Source organism: Streptomyces sp. NBC_01454 (assembly GCF_036227565.1).
Taxonomy (GTDB): Bacteria; Actinomycetota; Actinomycetes; order Streptomycetales; family Streptomycetaceae; genus Streptomyces.
Genome location: NZ_CP109460.1, coordinates 7,475,783 through 7,490,587, shown reverse-complemented (window position 1 = coordinate 7,490,587; position 14,805 = coordinate 7,475,783). Strand labels below are relative to the sequence as shown.

General features: G+C 72.3%; 12 protein-coding genes. 7 read left to right on the top strand and 5 right to left on the bottom strand.

Annotated elements, in window-relative coordinates:
* The first annotated feature begins 197 nt into the window (after window positions 1–197).
* The 6 genes from OIU81_RS33210 to aspA all read left to right on the top strand — a co-directional run bounded on the left by OIU81_RS33210 (window position 198) and on the right by aspA (window position 7,591).
* Entirely contained in the window at window positions 198–1,874 is a 1,677-nt protein-coding gene (locus OIU81_RS33210) for a sensor histidine kinase (RefSeq protein WP_329153786.1), read from the top strand.
* 88 nt (window positions 1,875–1,962) lie between these two features.
* Entirely contained in the window at window positions 1,963–2,655 is a 693-nt protein-coding gene (locus tag OIU81_RS33205) for a response regulator (RefSeq protein ID WP_329155533.1), read from the top strand.
* 110 nt (window positions 2,656–2,765) lie between these two features.
* Window positions 2,766–3,503: a FadR/GntR family transcriptional regulator gene (locus OIU81_RS33200; protein ID WP_329153784.1), complete on the top strand. Its 738-nt coding sequence runs from the start codon at window positions 2,766–2,768 to the stop codon at window positions 3,501–3,503.
* Window positions 3,500–5,065 (top strand): amino acid permease, encoded by a 1,566-nt coding sequence (locus OIU81_RS33195; RefSeq protein ID WP_443074081.1) that lies wholly within the window; start codon window positions 3,500–3,502, stop codon window positions 5,063–5,065. Before OIU81_RS33200 ends, OIU81_RS33195 begins: the two co-directional genes overlap by 4 nt.
* 14 nt (window positions 5,066–5,079) lie before the next feature.
* Window positions 5,080–6,093 carry an asparaginase gene (locus OIU81_RS33190; RefSeq protein ID WP_329153782.1) on the top strand — a complete coding sequence of 338 codons (1,014 nt, stop codon included), beginning with the start codon at window positions 5,080–5,082 and terminating at the stop codon, window positions 6,091–6,093.
* 67 nt (window positions 6,094–6,160) lie between these two features.
* On the top strand, window positions 6,161–7,591 hold the full coding sequence (aspA, locus tag OIU81_RS33185) for an aspartate ammonia-lyase (RefSeq protein WP_329153781.1): 1,431 nt from the start codon (window positions 6,161–6,163) through the stop codon (window positions 7,589–7,591).
* A 112-nt stretch (window positions 7,592–7,703) separates the two neighbouring features.
* Here the strand turns inward: aspA and OIU81_RS33180 are convergent, their stop codons facing one another.
* Both OIU81_RS33180 and OIU81_RS33175 read right to left on the bottom strand, forming a co-directional pair.
* A complete protein-coding gene (locus tag OIU81_RS33180) occupies window positions 7,704–8,312 on the bottom strand; it encodes a DUF402 domain-containing protein (RefSeq protein WP_329153780.1) in 609 nt (202 codons plus the stop codon).
* A gap of 101 nt (window positions 8,313–8,413) precedes the next feature.
* Window positions 8,414–8,890, bottom strand: a complete 477-nt coding sequence (locus OIU81_RS33175) for a DUF6194 family protein (protein ID WP_329153778.1) — start codon at window positions 8,888–8,890, stop codon at window positions 8,414–8,416.
* Between the two features lie 63 nt (window positions 8,891–8,953).
* Between OIU81_RS33175 and OIU81_RS33170 the strand changes: the two genes are divergently transcribed.
* Window positions 8,954–9,673: a MerR family transcriptional regulator gene (locus OIU81_RS33170; RefSeq protein ID WP_329153777.1), complete on the top strand. Its 720-nt coding sequence runs from the start codon at window positions 8,954–8,956 to the stop codon at window positions 9,671–9,673.
* Between the two features lie 43 nt (window positions 9,674–9,716).
* On the opposite strand, the gene OIU81_RS33165 is transcribed toward OIU81_RS33170, so the two are convergent.
* The 3 genes from OIU81_RS33165 to OIU81_RS33155 form a co-directional block, all read right to left on the bottom strand.
* A complete protein-coding gene (locus OIU81_RS33165) occupies window positions 9,717–10,496 on the bottom strand; it encodes an alpha/beta fold hydrolase (RefSeq protein ID WP_329153775.1) in 780 nt (259 codons plus the stop codon).
* Window positions 10,497–10,680: 184 nt separating this feature from the next.
* Window positions 10,681–12,093: an amino acid permease gene (locus OIU81_RS33160; RefSeq protein WP_329153773.1), complete on the bottom strand. Its 1,413-nt coding sequence runs from the start codon at window positions 12,091–12,093 to the stop codon at window positions 10,681–10,683.
* Between the two features lie 168 nt (window positions 12,094–12,261).
* On the bottom strand, window positions 12,262–14,769 hold the full coding sequence (locus tag OIU81_RS33155) for a SpoIIE family protein phosphatase (RefSeq protein WP_329153771.1): 2,508 nt from the start codon (window positions 14,767–14,769) through the stop codon (window positions 12,262–12,264).
* Between the last annotated feature and the right edge of the window lie 36 nt (window positions 14,770–14,805).

Below are 14,805 nucleotides of genomic sequence, written 5' to 3'. Positions count from 1 at the left end.
CAGCGGCAGCCTTATGGGCGCAAGCCGCCTTTCTGCGCGCAGACCCTGTTGTGCTCATTTTGCGCACGCTAGAACAGCTACGTCTTTATCAAGGGGTGCGCAATCGCGCAGGCACGGCTTACCGTGCGGGCACCGCGAGATAAACGGGAAGTGTCGGTTCCGCGAGGCAGCGGAGGGCCGGAGACGAGGGAGGCCCCATGCGCATCCGCCGGCCGCGCCGTGTCTTTGCACAGGTGCTCACCGCGCAAGTCACCCTCACGACCGGGGTCATGGTGCTCGCCACCGGCCTGTTCCTCGCCCCGCTCAGCTCCCAGCTGGACGATCAGGCGATGCGCCGCGCGCTGTCCATCGCCCAGACCACCGCCGCCGATCCGGACCTCGCCCGGGAGCTGGCCACCACCGCGCCGGACGCCCACGGGCCGGTGCAGGCCGACGCCGAGCGGATCCGCAAGGCGACCGGGGCGCTGTACATCGTCGTGCTGGACACCCGCGGAGTGCGCTGGTCGCACACCCACACCGCGGAGATCGGCCGGCACGTCTCCACCGACCCCAGCCGCACCCTGGCGGGCCGGCAGGTACGGCAGATCGACACCGGGACGCTGGGGCGGTCGGCCCGCGCCAAGGTGCCGCTGCGCGACGACGGCGGCCGGATCGTCGGCGCGGTGTCGGTCGGGATCGCCTACGACAGCGTGCACAGCCGGCTGCTGGGCACCCTCCCCGCGGTGCTGCGGTACGCGGGCGCGGCACTGGCCGTCGGCGTACTGGCCGCGCTGGTGCTCGCCCGCGGGCTCCGGCGCCGTACGCACGGGGTGGCGTTCGCCGACATCTCCGCGCTGCTCGACGAGCGGGAGGCGATGCTGCACGGCATCCGTGAAGGGGTGGTCGCCTTCGACCGGCACGGCCGGATCCGGCTGGTCAATGACGAGGCCGGGCGGCTGCTGGGCCTGGACGGGCGGGCCGCGGGGCGGCCGCTGGACGAGGTGCTGGCGCCGGGCCGGACGACGGATGTGCTGGCCGGGCGGGTGGCCGGCGCGGATCTGCTGGCCGTCAGCGGCGGGCGGGTGCTGGTCGCCAACCGGATGCCGACGCCGGACGGCGGGGCGGTGGTGACCCTGCGCGACCGCACCGAGCTGGAGCTGCTGGGCCGTGAACTGGACGGCACCCAGGGGCTGTTGGACGCGCTGCGGGCGCAGGACCACGAGCACGCCAACCAGCTGCACACGCTGCGCGGGCTGCTGGAACTGGGCCGGCACGACACGGCGGTGGACTTCGTCACCGAAGTGACCAGCGCACACCGGGCGTCCGCGGAGCAGATCGCGGAGCGGGTGCACGACCCGCTGCTCTCCGCGCTGCTCGTCGGCAAGGCGGCCGTCGCGGCCGAACGCGGAGTGCCGCTGCGGGTCTCGCCCGCGACGCTGCTGCCCGATGCCGTCGTCGACCCGCGCGATCTGGTGACCGTGCTGGGCAATCTCATCGACAACGCGCTGGACGCCGCCGCCGGGCACCGCCGTGCCGAGCCGTTCGTCGAGGTGGAGCTGCGGGCCGAGGGCAGCACGGCCGTGCTGCGGGTCTCGGACACGGGAGCGGGGGTACCGCCCGGGCTGCGGGAGCGGATCTTCGCCGAGGGCTGGTCCACCAAGGCCGCCCCGCCGGCTCCCGGGGACCGCTCGCCCGGGCGCCCGGTGGCTTTCCACCGCGGCCGGGGCATCGGCCTCGCGCTGGTGCGCCGGCTCGCCGAGCGCTACGGCGGGATGGCCCGGGTGACCGCGCGGGCGGGCGGCGGCGCGGTCTTCACCGTCGTTCTGCCCGAGGCCCTCACCCCGCCGCCCGGCGCCCCGGACCGTCCGCTCACGGCCGCGGGAGAGCCCAGATGAGCGGCGTGCCGGGCACGCGCCGGGGCGGCCGCGCGAGGACCCGTGCAGGAGCACCGCAACGAAGGGCCCTGATGAGCGGAGCGTGCTGATGATCGAGGTCCTGGTGGTGGACGACGACTTCCACGTCGCCGAGATCAATGCCGCCTATGTGGCCCAGGTGCCCGGCTTCCGGGTCGCCGGCCGCGCCCACACGGCTGCCCAGGCCCTGGCCACCCTGGAGCGCACCCGGATCGATCTGGTGCTGCTGGACCACTATCTGCCGGACGAGACGGGGCTGGCCCTGGTGCGGCGGCTGCGGCAGCTCGGCCACCGCACCGACGTGATCATGGTGACGGCGGCGCGGGACGTCGCCACGGTCCAGGAGGCGATGCGCTGTGGCGCGCTGCAGTATCTCGTCAAGCCGTTCGGCTTCTCCGGGCTGCGGGCGAAGCTGGAGGGCTATGCGGCGCTGCGCCGGACCGTGGCGGGAGTGGGCGGCCGCGGCGAGGCCGGCCAGGAGCAGGTCGACCGGATCTTCGGCGCCTTCCGGGCGGCCGACTCCCCGCACACCGAGCTCCCCAAGGGCCACTCGGCGGCGACCGTCGAACTGATCCGCCAGGTCCTGGACGAGGCCGGGCACCCGCTGTCCGCCCACGAGGTCGCCGCCCGCGCCGGCGTCAGCCGCTCCACGGCCCAGCGCTATCTGAAGCATCTCGAACGCAGCGGCCACATCACCCTGACCCTCAAATACGGCGACACCGGACGCCCCGAACACCGCTACCGGTGGGCCCGCGCCCACTGAATCCACCACGGCCGGCCGCCGTGCGCGAAGGCCCGCTCCGGGACCGGCCGGGCACGTGATCTGTGCCCGACCCCTTGACAGCTCCCCCGGCCGGATCCGACGATCCCGGGGTGAACCTGTCAGACAGCCAGACAGCTGGCGGCACCCCTCGGCGGATCAGTGCCATGGAAGCGGTGCTCCATCATTTGCGCGACGCCATCGAACGCGGCGACTACGCGGTCGGCGACAAGCTCCCGTCGGAGGCGGAGCTGTGCCGGCGGCTGGAAGTGAGCCGGCCGGTGCTCCGCGAGGCGCTGCGCGCGCTCCAGACGATGGGGCTGACGGTCTCACGTACCGGCAAGGGCACCTTCGTCGTCTCCGACGGCGCGGCGGCCGACCCGACCTTCGGCGACTACACGGCGAGTGACCTGCTGGAGGTGCGCCGTCATGTGGAGATCCCGGTGGCCGGGTACGCGGCCGTACGCCGCACCCCGGAGGACCTCGATCACCTGACGCATCTGCTGGAGCGGATGGAGCAGGAGACCGACACCACCGCGTGGGTGGCGATGGACACCCTCTTCCACCTCGCCGTCGCCCAGGCGGCCCGCAATCCGGTCTTCCGCAGGGTCATCGAGGAGATCCGCGATGCGCTGGCCCGCCAGTCGGCCTTCCTCAATGAGCTGGGCGGACGGCGCGAGCAGTCCAACCGGGAACACCGGGCGATCGTCGAGGCCCTCGTCGACAGCTCCGAACAGGACGCCGTGGACGCCATGGCGCACCACCTGGCACGCGTCGAGACGACGCTGACCACCATCGTGCGGCCACCACACCGCACGGCCCCCTCCACGGAAGACGAGGATCACGCGTGAGCGAGCGACCCCTCCGGCAGGCGGAACGGCAGCAACGACAAGAGATACCGGACGCCCCACAGCGACCGGCGGGCGGGCATGTGGACGCCGGCGACGCCGGTTACCAGAAGTCCCTCAAGTCCCGGCACGTCAACATGATCGCGATCGGTGGGGCCATCGGTACCGGGCTCTTCCTGGGCGCGGGCGGCCGGCTCGCCGACGCCGGGCCCTCGCTGGCCGTGGCGTACGCGCTCTGCGGGCTCTTCGCCTTCCTCGTGGTGCGCGCCCTGGGCGAGCTGGTGCTGCACCGGCCGTCCTCCGGTGCGTTCGTGTCCTACGCCCGTGAATTCCTCGGCGAGAAGGGGGCGTTCGTCGCGGGCTGGATGTACTTCCTGAACTGGGCGACCACCGGGGTCGCCGACATCACGGCGGTGGCCACCTATACGCACTACTGGGGCATGTTCTCCCACGTACCCCAGTGGGTGATCGCGCTGATAGCCCTCGCGGTGGTGCTGACCGTGAACCTCATCTCCGTGAAGATCTTCGGTGAGATGGAGTTCTGGTTCGCGATCGTCAAGGTCGGTGCGCTGGTCGCCTTCATGCTGATCGGCATCTTCCTGCTGGTCACCCAGCACCCGGTCGGCGGCCACTCCCCCGGGCCCGCGCTGATCGCCGACCACGGCGGGATCTTCCCGACCGGGAGCCTGGCGATGCTGCTGGTGATCCAGGGCGTGGTGTTCGCCTATGCCTCGGTGGAGCTGGTGGGCGTCGCGGCGGGCGAGACCGCCGAGCCGGAGAAGGTCCTGCCCGGGGCGATCAACTCGATCATGTGGCGGGTGGGCATCTTCTACGTCGGCTCGGTGGTCCTGCTGTCGATGCTGCTGCCCTGGAGCTCCTACTCCGCCGGCGAGAGCCCCTTCGTCACCGTGCTGTCCCGTCTCGGGATACCGGCCGCCGGCGGCGTGATGAACCTCGTCGTGCTCACCGCCGCGATGTCCAGCCTCAACTCCGGCCTCTACTCCACCGGACGCATTCTGCGGTCGATGGCGATGTCCGGCTCCGCGCCGAGGTTCACCGGCCTGATGAGCCGCAGCCAGGTCCCGTACGGCGGCATCCTGCTCACCTCGGGGATCTGCGTCCTGGGCGTGGGCCTCAACTATGTCGTGCCGAGCGACGCGTTCGAGATCGTGCTGAACTTCGCGGCGCTCGGCATCCTCAGCACCTGGGCGATGATCATGATCTGTCATCTGCTCTTCTGGCGGAAGACCCGGGCCGGGGAGCTCGTTCGCCCCGGCTACCGGCTGCCCGGCTCGCCGTGGACCGAGAGCGTGACGCTGGCCTTCCTCGCCCTCGTCCTGGTGCTGATGTGGGCCGACGACGGGGCGGGCCGGGCCACCGTGCTCTCGATCCCGCTGATCGTGGCGGCACTGGTCGGCGGCTGGTTCTTGGTACGCGGCCGGGTCGGCACCCTGCGGGACGCGGCGCGGCGCGAAAGCGGCGCGCCGGCGGCCGCCGGCACCGGGCCCATCCCGCACCCCCGCCCGGACGACAACCCCAACAGCAGCGAATCCAGCGAGAGTTGATGATGAGTCAGAGCATGATCCGGCCGCTCCGCACCCCGGGCGACGCGCCCGCGGTCCGCGAACCGGCACACGTACCCGTCGCGCAGGTGGTGCGCGGAGGGATGATCGAGGGCGTCCACCACGGCTCGGTCGTGGTCCTGGCGGCCGACGGGAGCGTGGCGTTCCAGGCCGGCGACATCGAGGTGGCCTGCTACCCGCGCTCGGCGCTGAAGCCGCTCCAGGCGGTCGGACTGCTGCGCGCGGGGCTGCCGCCGCTGGAGGAGGAGTTGCTGGCGCTGGTCGCGGCCAGCCACTCCGGTGAGGAACGCCATCTGGCCGGCGCCCGGCGCATCCTGGCCGCCGCGGAACTGACCGAGGACGACCTGCGCAACGTCCCCGACCTGCCGTACGACCCGGCCGTCCGCGACGAGTGGCTCCGGCGTGGCCTCGGCCCCTCCCGCCTCGCGCAGAACTGCTCGGGCAAGCACGCCGCCATGCTGCTGACGGCCCGTACCCGGGGCTGGCGGCTGGACGACTACCTCGACCCCGGGCACCCCCTCCAGCAAGAACTCGCTGCGGCCGTCGAGGACCTCACCGGCCAGCGCATCGCCCGGACCACCGTCGACGGCTGCGGCGCCCCGCTGTTCTCGGTCTCCCTGCACGGGCTGACCCGGGCCGCCGCCCGGCTGGCGACGGCGGCGCCCGGCACCGACGAGGGCCGGGTCGCCGAGGCGATGCGGGCACACCCGGAGATGGTCTCCGGCAGCACCCGCGACGTCGCCCGCCTGGTGCGTGCGGTGCCCGGCCTGCTCGCCAAGGACGGCTTCGAGGGGGTGCAGATCGCGGCGCTGCCGGACGGCCGGGCGGTCGGCGTGAAGATAGCCGACGGCGCCGACCGGGCCCGGATGCCGGTGGCGGCGGCGGCCCTGGCCCGCTGCGGCGTCGATCCCGGCGTCCTCGCCGCCTTCACCACCGCTCCCGTCCTGGGAGGCGGCGCACCGGTCGGAGCACTCCGGGCGGTGCACACCCCGGCGGCCCCCCTCTCCTGAACACCCCCACCTCTGCCCCTCTTTCTCCCCTCCCTCCCTCCCCTCCGCACAAAGGACCCTCAGCACCATGACTGCCGCCGGCCACCGCCGCGAACACGACCTCCTCGGCGACCGCGAGATACCGGCCGAGGCGTACTGGGGCGTGCACACCCTGCGCGCCAGGGAGAACTTCCCCATCACCGGTACGCCGATCGCCGCCTACCCGCATCTGATCAACGCGCTCGCCGCCGTCAAGGAAGCCGCGGCCCGGGCCAACGAGGACCTCGGACTGCTGGACCGGGAGCGGGCCGATGCCATCGCCGCCGCCTGCCGGGAGATCCGGGACGGTGGCCGGCTGCACGACCAGTTCATCGTCGACGTCATCCAGGGCGGTGCCGGCACCTCGACGAACATGAACGCCAACGAGGTGATCGCCAACCGGGCGCTGGAGATCCTCGGCCACGACAAGGGTGACTACGGCCATCTGCACCCCAATGAGCACGTCAACCTCAGCCAGTCGACCAACGACGTCTACCCGACGGCGGTGAACGTCGCCACGATCATCGCGGTACGGGAACTGCTCGACTCGATGGCCCTCCTGCGCGCGGCCTTCGCGGCCAAGGCCGAGGAGTTCCGCGACGTCCTCAAGATGGGGCGCACCCAGCTCCAGGACGCGGTGCCGATGACCCTGGGCCAGGAGTTCTCGGCCTACGCGGTGATGCTGGAGGAGGACCAGAGCCGGCTCGCGGAGGCCGTCCTGCTCATCCACGAGATCAACCTCGGCGCCACCGCCATCGGCACCGGTCTCAACGCCCCCAAGGGCTACGCCGAGGCGGCCCGTGACCACCTGGCCACCCTCACCGGACTGCCCCTGGTCACCGCCGCCAACCTCGTCGAGGCCACCCAGGACTGCGGCGCCTTCGTCCACCTCTCGGGTGTCCTCAAGCGCATCGCCGTCAAGCTCTCCAAGAGCTGCAACGACCTGCGGCTGCTTTCCTCCGGGCCGCGCGCGGGCCTCGCGGAGATCAATCTGCCGCCGGTACAGGCCGGTTCGAGCATCATGCCCGGGAAGGTCAACCCGGTGATCCCGGAGGTCGTCAACCAGGTCGCCTTCGAGGTCATCGGCAACGACGTCACCATCACCATGGCCGCCGAGGCGGGCCAGCTCCAGCTCAACGCGTTCGAGCCGGTCATCCTGCACTCCCTCTCGGAGAGCATCACCCATCTCGGAGCCGCCTGCCGCACCCTCGCCGAGCGCTGCGTGACGGGCATCACCGCCAACACCGAGACGCTGCTCGCGAGTGTGCAGAACTCCATCGGCCTGGTCACCGCCCTCAACCCGCACATCGGCTACACCGCCGCCACCGCCATCGCCAAGGAGGCCCTCGCCACCGGCCGCGGCGTCGCCGAACTGGTCCTGGAGCAGGGCCTGCTCCCGGCCGACCGGCTCGCGGCCCTGCTGCGGCCGGAGGAAATCGCGGGAACCGGGGCGTCCGGCACGTCCGCCGCCACGGCATAGCGGGGACGGGCAAGGTCCTGCCCGCCGTGAACGTGAGGGGCCCGGCTCATGAGCGAGCCGGGCCCCTCAGGCAGGGCCCCTCACGGCAGGGCGCCTCAGGTCCAACAGCCCCTCACCCGTGGGCCGGTGACTGGACCTCACCCACCGCCACCGGGGCAGGTACGTCCCATCCGGCGGGCTTGTTCCAGCCCCGCCACTCCTCCCACCAGCAGTCCCCGGAGGCGATCAGCGCCTCGACCTCCCGGGCCGCCGCCCGGACCGAAGCCGCCTCCTCCGCGGTGAAGCCCCCGCTGCGCTCGCGCTCCTCGAAGTCCGCCACGTCCTTCCAGCGATACGGGGAGCCGTCGCCCGGTATCCACAGATCCAGTTCCTGATCCAGGGTGTCGTAGCCCGCTTCGGTACGCCGCATCGGTTCCTGGAAGTTCACGTACCACCCGTCGAAGGCGGTCCCCGACCAGCGAGCCCAGACGGCATACCCGTCCCCGGCACGCTGCAACTGCAGCACTCCGTCGGACTGCCAGTACGGCTCGAAGGCCGCCCACGGATGGATGCCCCAACGGAAGTCCCCGCTGCCGAACGTCAGTTGCGTCCCCTTGTGCAGGTACGTGGCGAGGGTGACCCCGTCGTCCGCGGCCACCTGTACGGGATAGACGATCCACTCCCGGCCGTCGAGGATCTCTCGTCGGACGATCACTTCACCCTGGGAAAACAAACGGCTCATGAGAACGTGTCGGTCCTTCTCGCATTGATCGAATAGCCCGGCCGGCCAGTATGCCCCGGCCGCCGACGGTCATCTCTTCGCTCTCCTCGGGGGTGGTCGGTTCAGCCGTTCGTCGCCGCCCCGTGCCGTCGGTCGTGACGGGCAAGGGCGAGGTGATGGGCGGTGCGGAGCAGGTCGCGGAGCGCCGTGGCGGTGCGCGGGCCCGGATTCACCACGGCGAGCCACCCGGCGCAGCCGTAGACGGGGTGGGCCAGCACGGTATCGATGACGCCGGGGTCCTCGTCGGCCGCCGGTTCACATGGCGCGTGGCCGGTCCAGTGGCGGAAGGACTCCTTCCCGGCGGCGACATTGACGCGGAACGTGTCGGGGCGGTCCAGGCGCGACCTCCCGTCGCCCGGGTAGTTCTTCGTCACGATCGTCGCGAACGGTTGGGTCGCTGCCGGCACGACACCGTCGGGAGCGGAGAAGAAGAAGGTGTCCCCCCAACTGATCTCCGGTGAGCCGTCGTCGGGTCCCGGTGTGACGGCCAGGACCCCACCGAGGTCTTCCACGAAGCTGATGATCTCGTCGATGGTCATGTGCTCAAGTGTTTCCTTAAGGTGCTTGTGGAGACTTCACGCCGGAAGAGGGAGGAGTCTGCGGTGTCCACCCTCAAGTCGGTGGTGATGCGGACCGTCGATGTCGCGCGACGTGCCGGGTACTCCGTTCAACAGGTGCGCAATCTCGAACGCGACGGTGTGCTGCCGCCGGCGACGCGCACCGCCGCGGGCTACCGGCGCTACGGAGAGCTCCACCTGCAGTCCGCGCTCGCCTACCGGGCCCTCGCGGCCGGCACGGGCCCGGTGGAGGCCAAGCGGATCGTTCGCGCCGTCCATACCTGCCCGGTCCCGGAGGCTCTCGCCCTCCTTGACGCGGCACACGCCCGGCTCCACCGCGAGCGGACGGACCTCGCACTCGCCAGGGAGGCCGCCGCGGCGATCTCCGCCGAACCGCTCGGAGACGTACGCCCCTCGGATGCGATGAGCGTCGCCGAACTTGCCGCCGCGCTGGGAGTGCGTCCCTCGACACTGCGGCACTGGGACGCCGAGGGCCTCGTCGTCCCCGACCGGCGCTCGGCGCACGGCACGCGACGCTATTCCCCCGCCCACGCCCGGGACGCCCGGATCGTCCACCAACTACGCACCGCCGGCTACCGCATCGACGCGCTCCGGACGTTGCTGCCCGCACTGCGGCGCGGGCAGCGGTCGGACGACATCGCAGCCGCACTCGCGGCCCGGGACGCGAGCGTCGCGGCTCGCTCCCGTGCCCTCCTCGACGCCGCCGCCGCACTCGGTGCGGTCCTCGCCGCGGCTCGGACGTGAGGCCCGGACCCCACATCACGCCCCTACGTGCCCGCAGGCCGGGTCATGGCCGGGTGTGGTCCGCGAGCGCCGCCGCGGTGGCGCGTACGAAGGCCTGCGGGTTGTCCAGCATGATGTTGTGCCCGCAGTCCGGGACCGCGACGACGGACACGCCTGCTGCGGTGAGCGCGTCGGCGCCCGGGAGCGGACCGTCGGCCTCGGGCAGCAGGAAGCTGCGCGGAATCGTGAGGTCCAGCAGGAGTTCGCGCAGGGTGGGAACGGTCCCGCGGATGAGGTGGGTGGCGCTGCGGTGCAGGGCTTCCCGGCCGGCGAGGCGCATCGTGGACCACCAGTGGGGGCCGACCCGGTCACGGACCTCTTCCCAGCCGCCGGCCAGGAACTCCGGCTCGGAGTACGCGGCGATACCGCTGCTGCCGCCGGAGCCGGGGGTACGCGGGATCGGGTCGAGGTTGGCGTCGACCAGGACCAGGCGGGAGACCAGGTGGGGGTGGCGGGCGGCCAGGACGATCGCCACGGAACCGCCCATGCTGTGCGCGATCAGCTCGGCACCGGTGACGCCCGCCGCAACGAGGGCCGCGGCGAGGGCGTCGGCGTGCGCTTCCAGGGTGTGGTCGAAGCCCGTCGGCCGGTCGCTGAGGCCGTGCCCGAGCAGGTCGATCAGCAGCGAACGGTGGCCGGCCAGCGCAGGGTGGACCGCAATCTCGGCGAAGTAGGCCGGCGAGGTCGCCCCCAGGCCGTGCACATAGACGCGGGACGGCTCCCGTCCCGGGAACTCCACCCAGCGGATCCGGTCGCCGTCGGCCGTCACAGTGGCGGTACGCACAGTCTGCTCCCCCTGCAGTCACCCTCGTTGGTGGCGACGAGAGGAGCCACGGGAGCGGAGCGCCTCACCGCCGGGTCCCGCCGCGGCCCCTGCCCAGGTGCGCGCACCCGGCCTCGGCCGGGCCCGCGTCACCCCCACCGCCCGTCGTGCTGCCCCCTGTTCAGGAGGCGATGCGTGAGGCGGCTCAGACCGTGCCGGCGGCCCGCCGGTCGCGGCGCTGCTTGAGATGGCCCGCGGCGGCCAGCGCCGCTGCCACGACGGCCGTGCCGGCGAGCTGCTGACGGCCCTCGGTGCCGGCGGACATGACGGCGAAGACGCCGAGGATGGCGGCCAGCGCCAGCCAGGTCAGATACGGGAAGCCCCACATCCGCACCGAGAGCAGCTCGGGTTGCTCGAGCTCCAGACGGCGGCGCATCTTCAGCTGGGTGAGGCAGACGATGGACCAGACGACCAGCACCGAGCAGCCCGCGATGTTCAGCAGCCAGGCGAACACCGTGGTCGGCCAGATGATGCCGGCGATGACGGCCGCGAAGCCGAACACACAGGACGCCAGCACGGCGGCCGCCGGCACGCCCCGGGTGACCCGGCTCAGGAGGCGCGGCCCCTGGCCGCGGCTGACGAGGGAGAACGCCATCCGCGACGAGCCGTAGATGTTGGCGTTCATCGCGGAGAGCAGCGCCACCAGCACCACGATCTGCATGATCGTGCCGGCGGCCGGGATGCCGAGCCGGTCGAGCACGGTGACGTAGGGGCCCTCCGTGGCGACCTTCGGGTTGTTCCACGGCACCAGGGTGACGACCACGGCCATGGAGCCGATGTAGAACACGGCGATACGCCAGACGGCGGTCCGCACGGCGCGGGCCACGTTCCGGCTCGGGTGGTCGGACTCGGCCGCCGCGATGGTGACGGTCTCCAGACCGGCGAACCCGGAAATGGTGGTCAGCAGCCCGGCGGCGAGTCCGGCGGCACCGGTCGGGAAGAAGCCGCCGTGGCCGGTGAGATGGCTGGTGCCGGGTGCGTCGCCGAACACCCCGAGGATGCCGAGCACGCCCAGCACCAGGAAGGCGACGATCGCGGTGACCTTGACGGCGGAGAACCAGAACTCGAACTCGCCGAAGTTCTTGACCGCGGTCAGATTGCTGGCGCAGAAGAACACCATGAAGATCGCCACCCAGCCGTAGGCGGGGAGGAACGGCACCCAGCCGTGCATGATCGTGCCGGCCGCGGTGGCCTCGGCTGCCACGCCGGCGCAGAGCATCAGCCAGTACATCCAGCCCGAGGTGGCCCCGGCCCACGAGCCGAGTTCGTCCTCGGCATGCACCGAGAACGAGCCGGTGGAGGGCCGGGCCGCGGACATCTCGCCGAGCATCCGCATGATCAGCATGACCAGCGCGCCGGTACCCACGAAGAGGAGGACGATGGCCGGCCCGGCCGCGGCGATGCCGACGCCGGAGCCCACGAAGAGGCCCGCGCCGATGACCCCGCCGAGCGCGATCATTGACAGATGGCGCTGCTTGAGGCCGTGCGACAGCACGGCTTCGCCGTTCTGCACGGCCTGCGGGGCGCCCTGGGGTGACGGGGTGTGTGTCCGACTCATGGTCGTGCCTGTTCATTACGTGAGACGTTCGGTGAGCCCCAAGAGTGTGAAGGGGCACGGAACCCACAGGACGTGAACGCCCGCTATTCGGACGTTTCCGGCACACATGGTGAAGTGGCTGTCACGCAGTGAAGGGGCCGCGGGAAGCCCCGGCGCCCGCTGCGCCGCTCAGCGGCCCGAGGCAGGGGCGTACTGGCTGAGCAGCAGCGCGATGTCGTCCGTCCGGTGCGGGGACCGCCGGGCATCCCGCAGAAGACGGTCGGCCAGCTCCTCCAGGGAATCCGCGCGCGCATGGGCCAGCGTGGTGCGCAGCCGGTCGATGCCGGCGGTGATGTCCGACCCGCGCCGCTCCACCAGCCCGTCCGTGTACAGCGCCACGATCGAGCCGGGCGGCAAGTGCAGTGCGCATTCCGGGTAGCCGGCCGTCTCCGCCACCCCGAGCAGCGGTCCGCACGGCAGGTCCAGCGCCTCGGTATCTCCGCCGGGCCGGCGCAAGAGCGGCGGGCAGTGTCCCGCGAGGACCAGGCGGGCGGCCCCTGAGCCGGCGTCGAGGCGGACGTAGCAGCAGCTGGCGAGAGGCCCGGGGTCCAGGTCGAGAAGCAGCCGGTTGGTCCGGGAGATCACCTCACCCGGCTGCTGGCCCGCAGTGGCGAACGCCCGTACCGCGCTGCGCAGTTGCCCCATGACGGCCGCGGCGGCGACGTTGTGCCCCTCGACGTCCCCGACGATGAGCGCGACCCCGTCACGGGTGGGGATGACGTCGTACCAGTCGCCGCCGATGTCCATGCCGCGCGTCCCCGGGAGATAGCGGCCGGCGACCCGGACGTCGGACAGCGTGGGCAGCCGGTGCGGGAGCAGGGCGTCCTGCAGGCCGTGCGCGACGGCGAATTCGGCGTCATAGAGCCTGGCGCGTTGCAGCGCATGGCCGATCACCCCGCCCAACGCGGTGAGGAGGTCCCGCTCGCCGTCCGGGAACCGGTGGGCGTCGTCGAAGCCGAGGACGCAGGCGCCGACGGGGCGGCTGGAGGCGATGAGCGGCAGGAACGCCCAGGAAAGGGAGGCGCTCGGATGGAGCCCGGGATAGGCCCGCGCGAACTCCTGCCGTGACTCGATGAACAGCGGGGCCCCGGCGAGCAGCGCATCCGACACCGGCACGCCGGGACGGAGCGGCGAGCCCTCGAACCGGTCGAGAAAGCCCGTGGGGTAGCCGCGCTGCGACAGCAGCTGCCAGCGGCGCTCGGTCACGAGGTACAGCGCCATCCGCTGGCCGCCGAAAGCGGGCAGGAGCTGTTCGGCGACGACATCACACACCTCGTGGGCGGTGACCGCCTCGGTCAGCGCACTGCCGAGCTGGAGCACCCGGTAGAGAGTGCCCAGGCGAGGGGCGGGCGGCGACGGCGCGCCGACCGCCGCTTCCTCGGCGACCGCCGACCCCGGTTCGGCATCGGCCGGGACCGGCCCCGTGACGCGGGCCGCCCAGCCCGTCATGCCGCGCGAGCCCGGGTGGAGGGAGAACACCAGCCACTGGTCGGGCGGCCGGCGGGCGAGGAAGGAGACGGGCTGCTGGGAGACCATGGTGGCCCGGTACCGGTCCTCGTAGGCGGGGTCGGCCAGCCACGGCAGGACGTCCCAGGGGCGCCGGCCGAGCAGGTCGTCGTGCCGGACCCGCAGCAGCTGCTCCAGGCCGTGGTTGGCGTAGGTGACACGCCCGTCCGGGGCGAGGGCGAAGAAGCCGTCCGCGAGCCGTTCGATCGCCTCGACGGCGGCCATTCCGGCTCCGGCGTCGAGGACGGCGCCCATCAGGTGCGCGCGTGTGCGCCGGTCGTCGGGAGCGTCCGGCACCCGGCCCCACAACTCGACGGTGCGGTGACCGCTGCCGTCCCGTATCCGCAGGGCGTGCGCCAGGACATGGCCCTCCTCGACCGCGGTACGGGCGGCGGACCGCAGCCCGGGCAGGCCCGCGTCGTCGATCTTGGCGGCCAGGGTGGCCGCCTGCCCGTCGAACTCGGCGGGGGCGATGCCGAAGATCGCGCAGAGTTCGTCGTCCGCCACGAGGGCCCCGCTGTCGAGGTCCCAGTCGAAGAGCCCCACCCGTACAGCGGGGGCGGGCCGCGCCGGGACCACCACCGGGGCGGCTCCCGCGTCGCTCTCGCCCAGCGCGCCGCGTGCGCGCAGCTCGGCGAGCGAGGCACCGAGGCGGTCGGCCGTGGCACGCAGCCGACGCCGCTGGGCTTTCGACAGCCCTTCCGTGTCGGGTCCGGCCGCCCACACCACGGCCATCGACCCGAAGACCGAATCACCCGCTCTCACCTGCACGGAAGCGGATCCGAACGAGTAGGGCAACGCCATGGCGAGCTGCGGAAACCGCCGCATGGTCTCCTCGGCTCCGGCCAGATGGACCGTCCGCCCGGACCGGTACGCCACCGCCACCGGGATGGCACTGCTCACCGGAATCCGCCGCCAGCCACCGAGCAGCGAGGGCGGCGTCCCGGACACCGCACTGAGCACCAGCGAACGACGGTCCGGCGAGATCAGGAACACGCTTCCCGCATGCGCCCCGGTCACCTCGACAGCTCTGGCAACGGCACCGAGCAGAGCATCGTCACGCTCCGGGGCACCACCGGGGCGCACCGTACCCAACGGCTGCACACTCGTCTCCGAACCACTGGGTGGCATGGCACCTTCCAGGGCGGCTGGACTCCCTTTCGCTCC

What these genes read in the sequence shown, in the direction of transcription:
- OIU81_RS33210 (WP_329153786.1), top strand. Translation starts at nt 198, where the DNA reads ATGCGCATCCGCCGGCCGCGCCGTGTCTTTGCACAGGTGCTCACCGCG.
- OIU81_RS33205 (WP_329155533.1), top strand. Translation starts at nt 1,963, where the DNA reads ATGATCGAGGTCCTGGTGGTGGACGACGACTTCCACGTCGCCGAGATC.
- OIU81_RS33190 (WP_329153782.1), top strand. Translation starts at nt 5,080, where the DNA reads ATGATCCGGCCGCTCCGCACCCCGGGCGACGCGCCCGCGGTCCGCGAA.
- aspA (WP_329153781.1), top strand. Translation starts at nt 6,161, where the DNA reads ATGACTGCCGCCGGCCACCGCCGCGAACACGACCTCCTCGGCGACCGC.
- OIU81_RS33180 (WP_329153780.1), bottom strand. Translation starts at nt 8,312, where the DNA reads ATGAGCCGTTTGTTTTCCCAGGGTGAAGTGATCGTCCGACGAGAGATC.
- OIU81_RS33175 (WP_329153778.1), bottom strand. Translation starts at nt 8,890, where the DNA reads ATGACCATCGACGAGATCATCAGCTTCGTGGAAGACCTCGGTGGGGTC.
- OIU81_RS33160 (WP_329153773.1), bottom strand. Translation starts at nt 12,093, where the DNA reads ATGAGTCGGACACACACCCCGTCACCCCAGGGCGCCCCGCAGGCCGTG.
- OIU81_RS33155 (WP_329153771.1), bottom strand. Translation starts at nt 14,769, where the DNA reads ATGCCACCCAGTGGTTCGGAGACGAGTGTGCAGCCGTTGGGTACGGTG.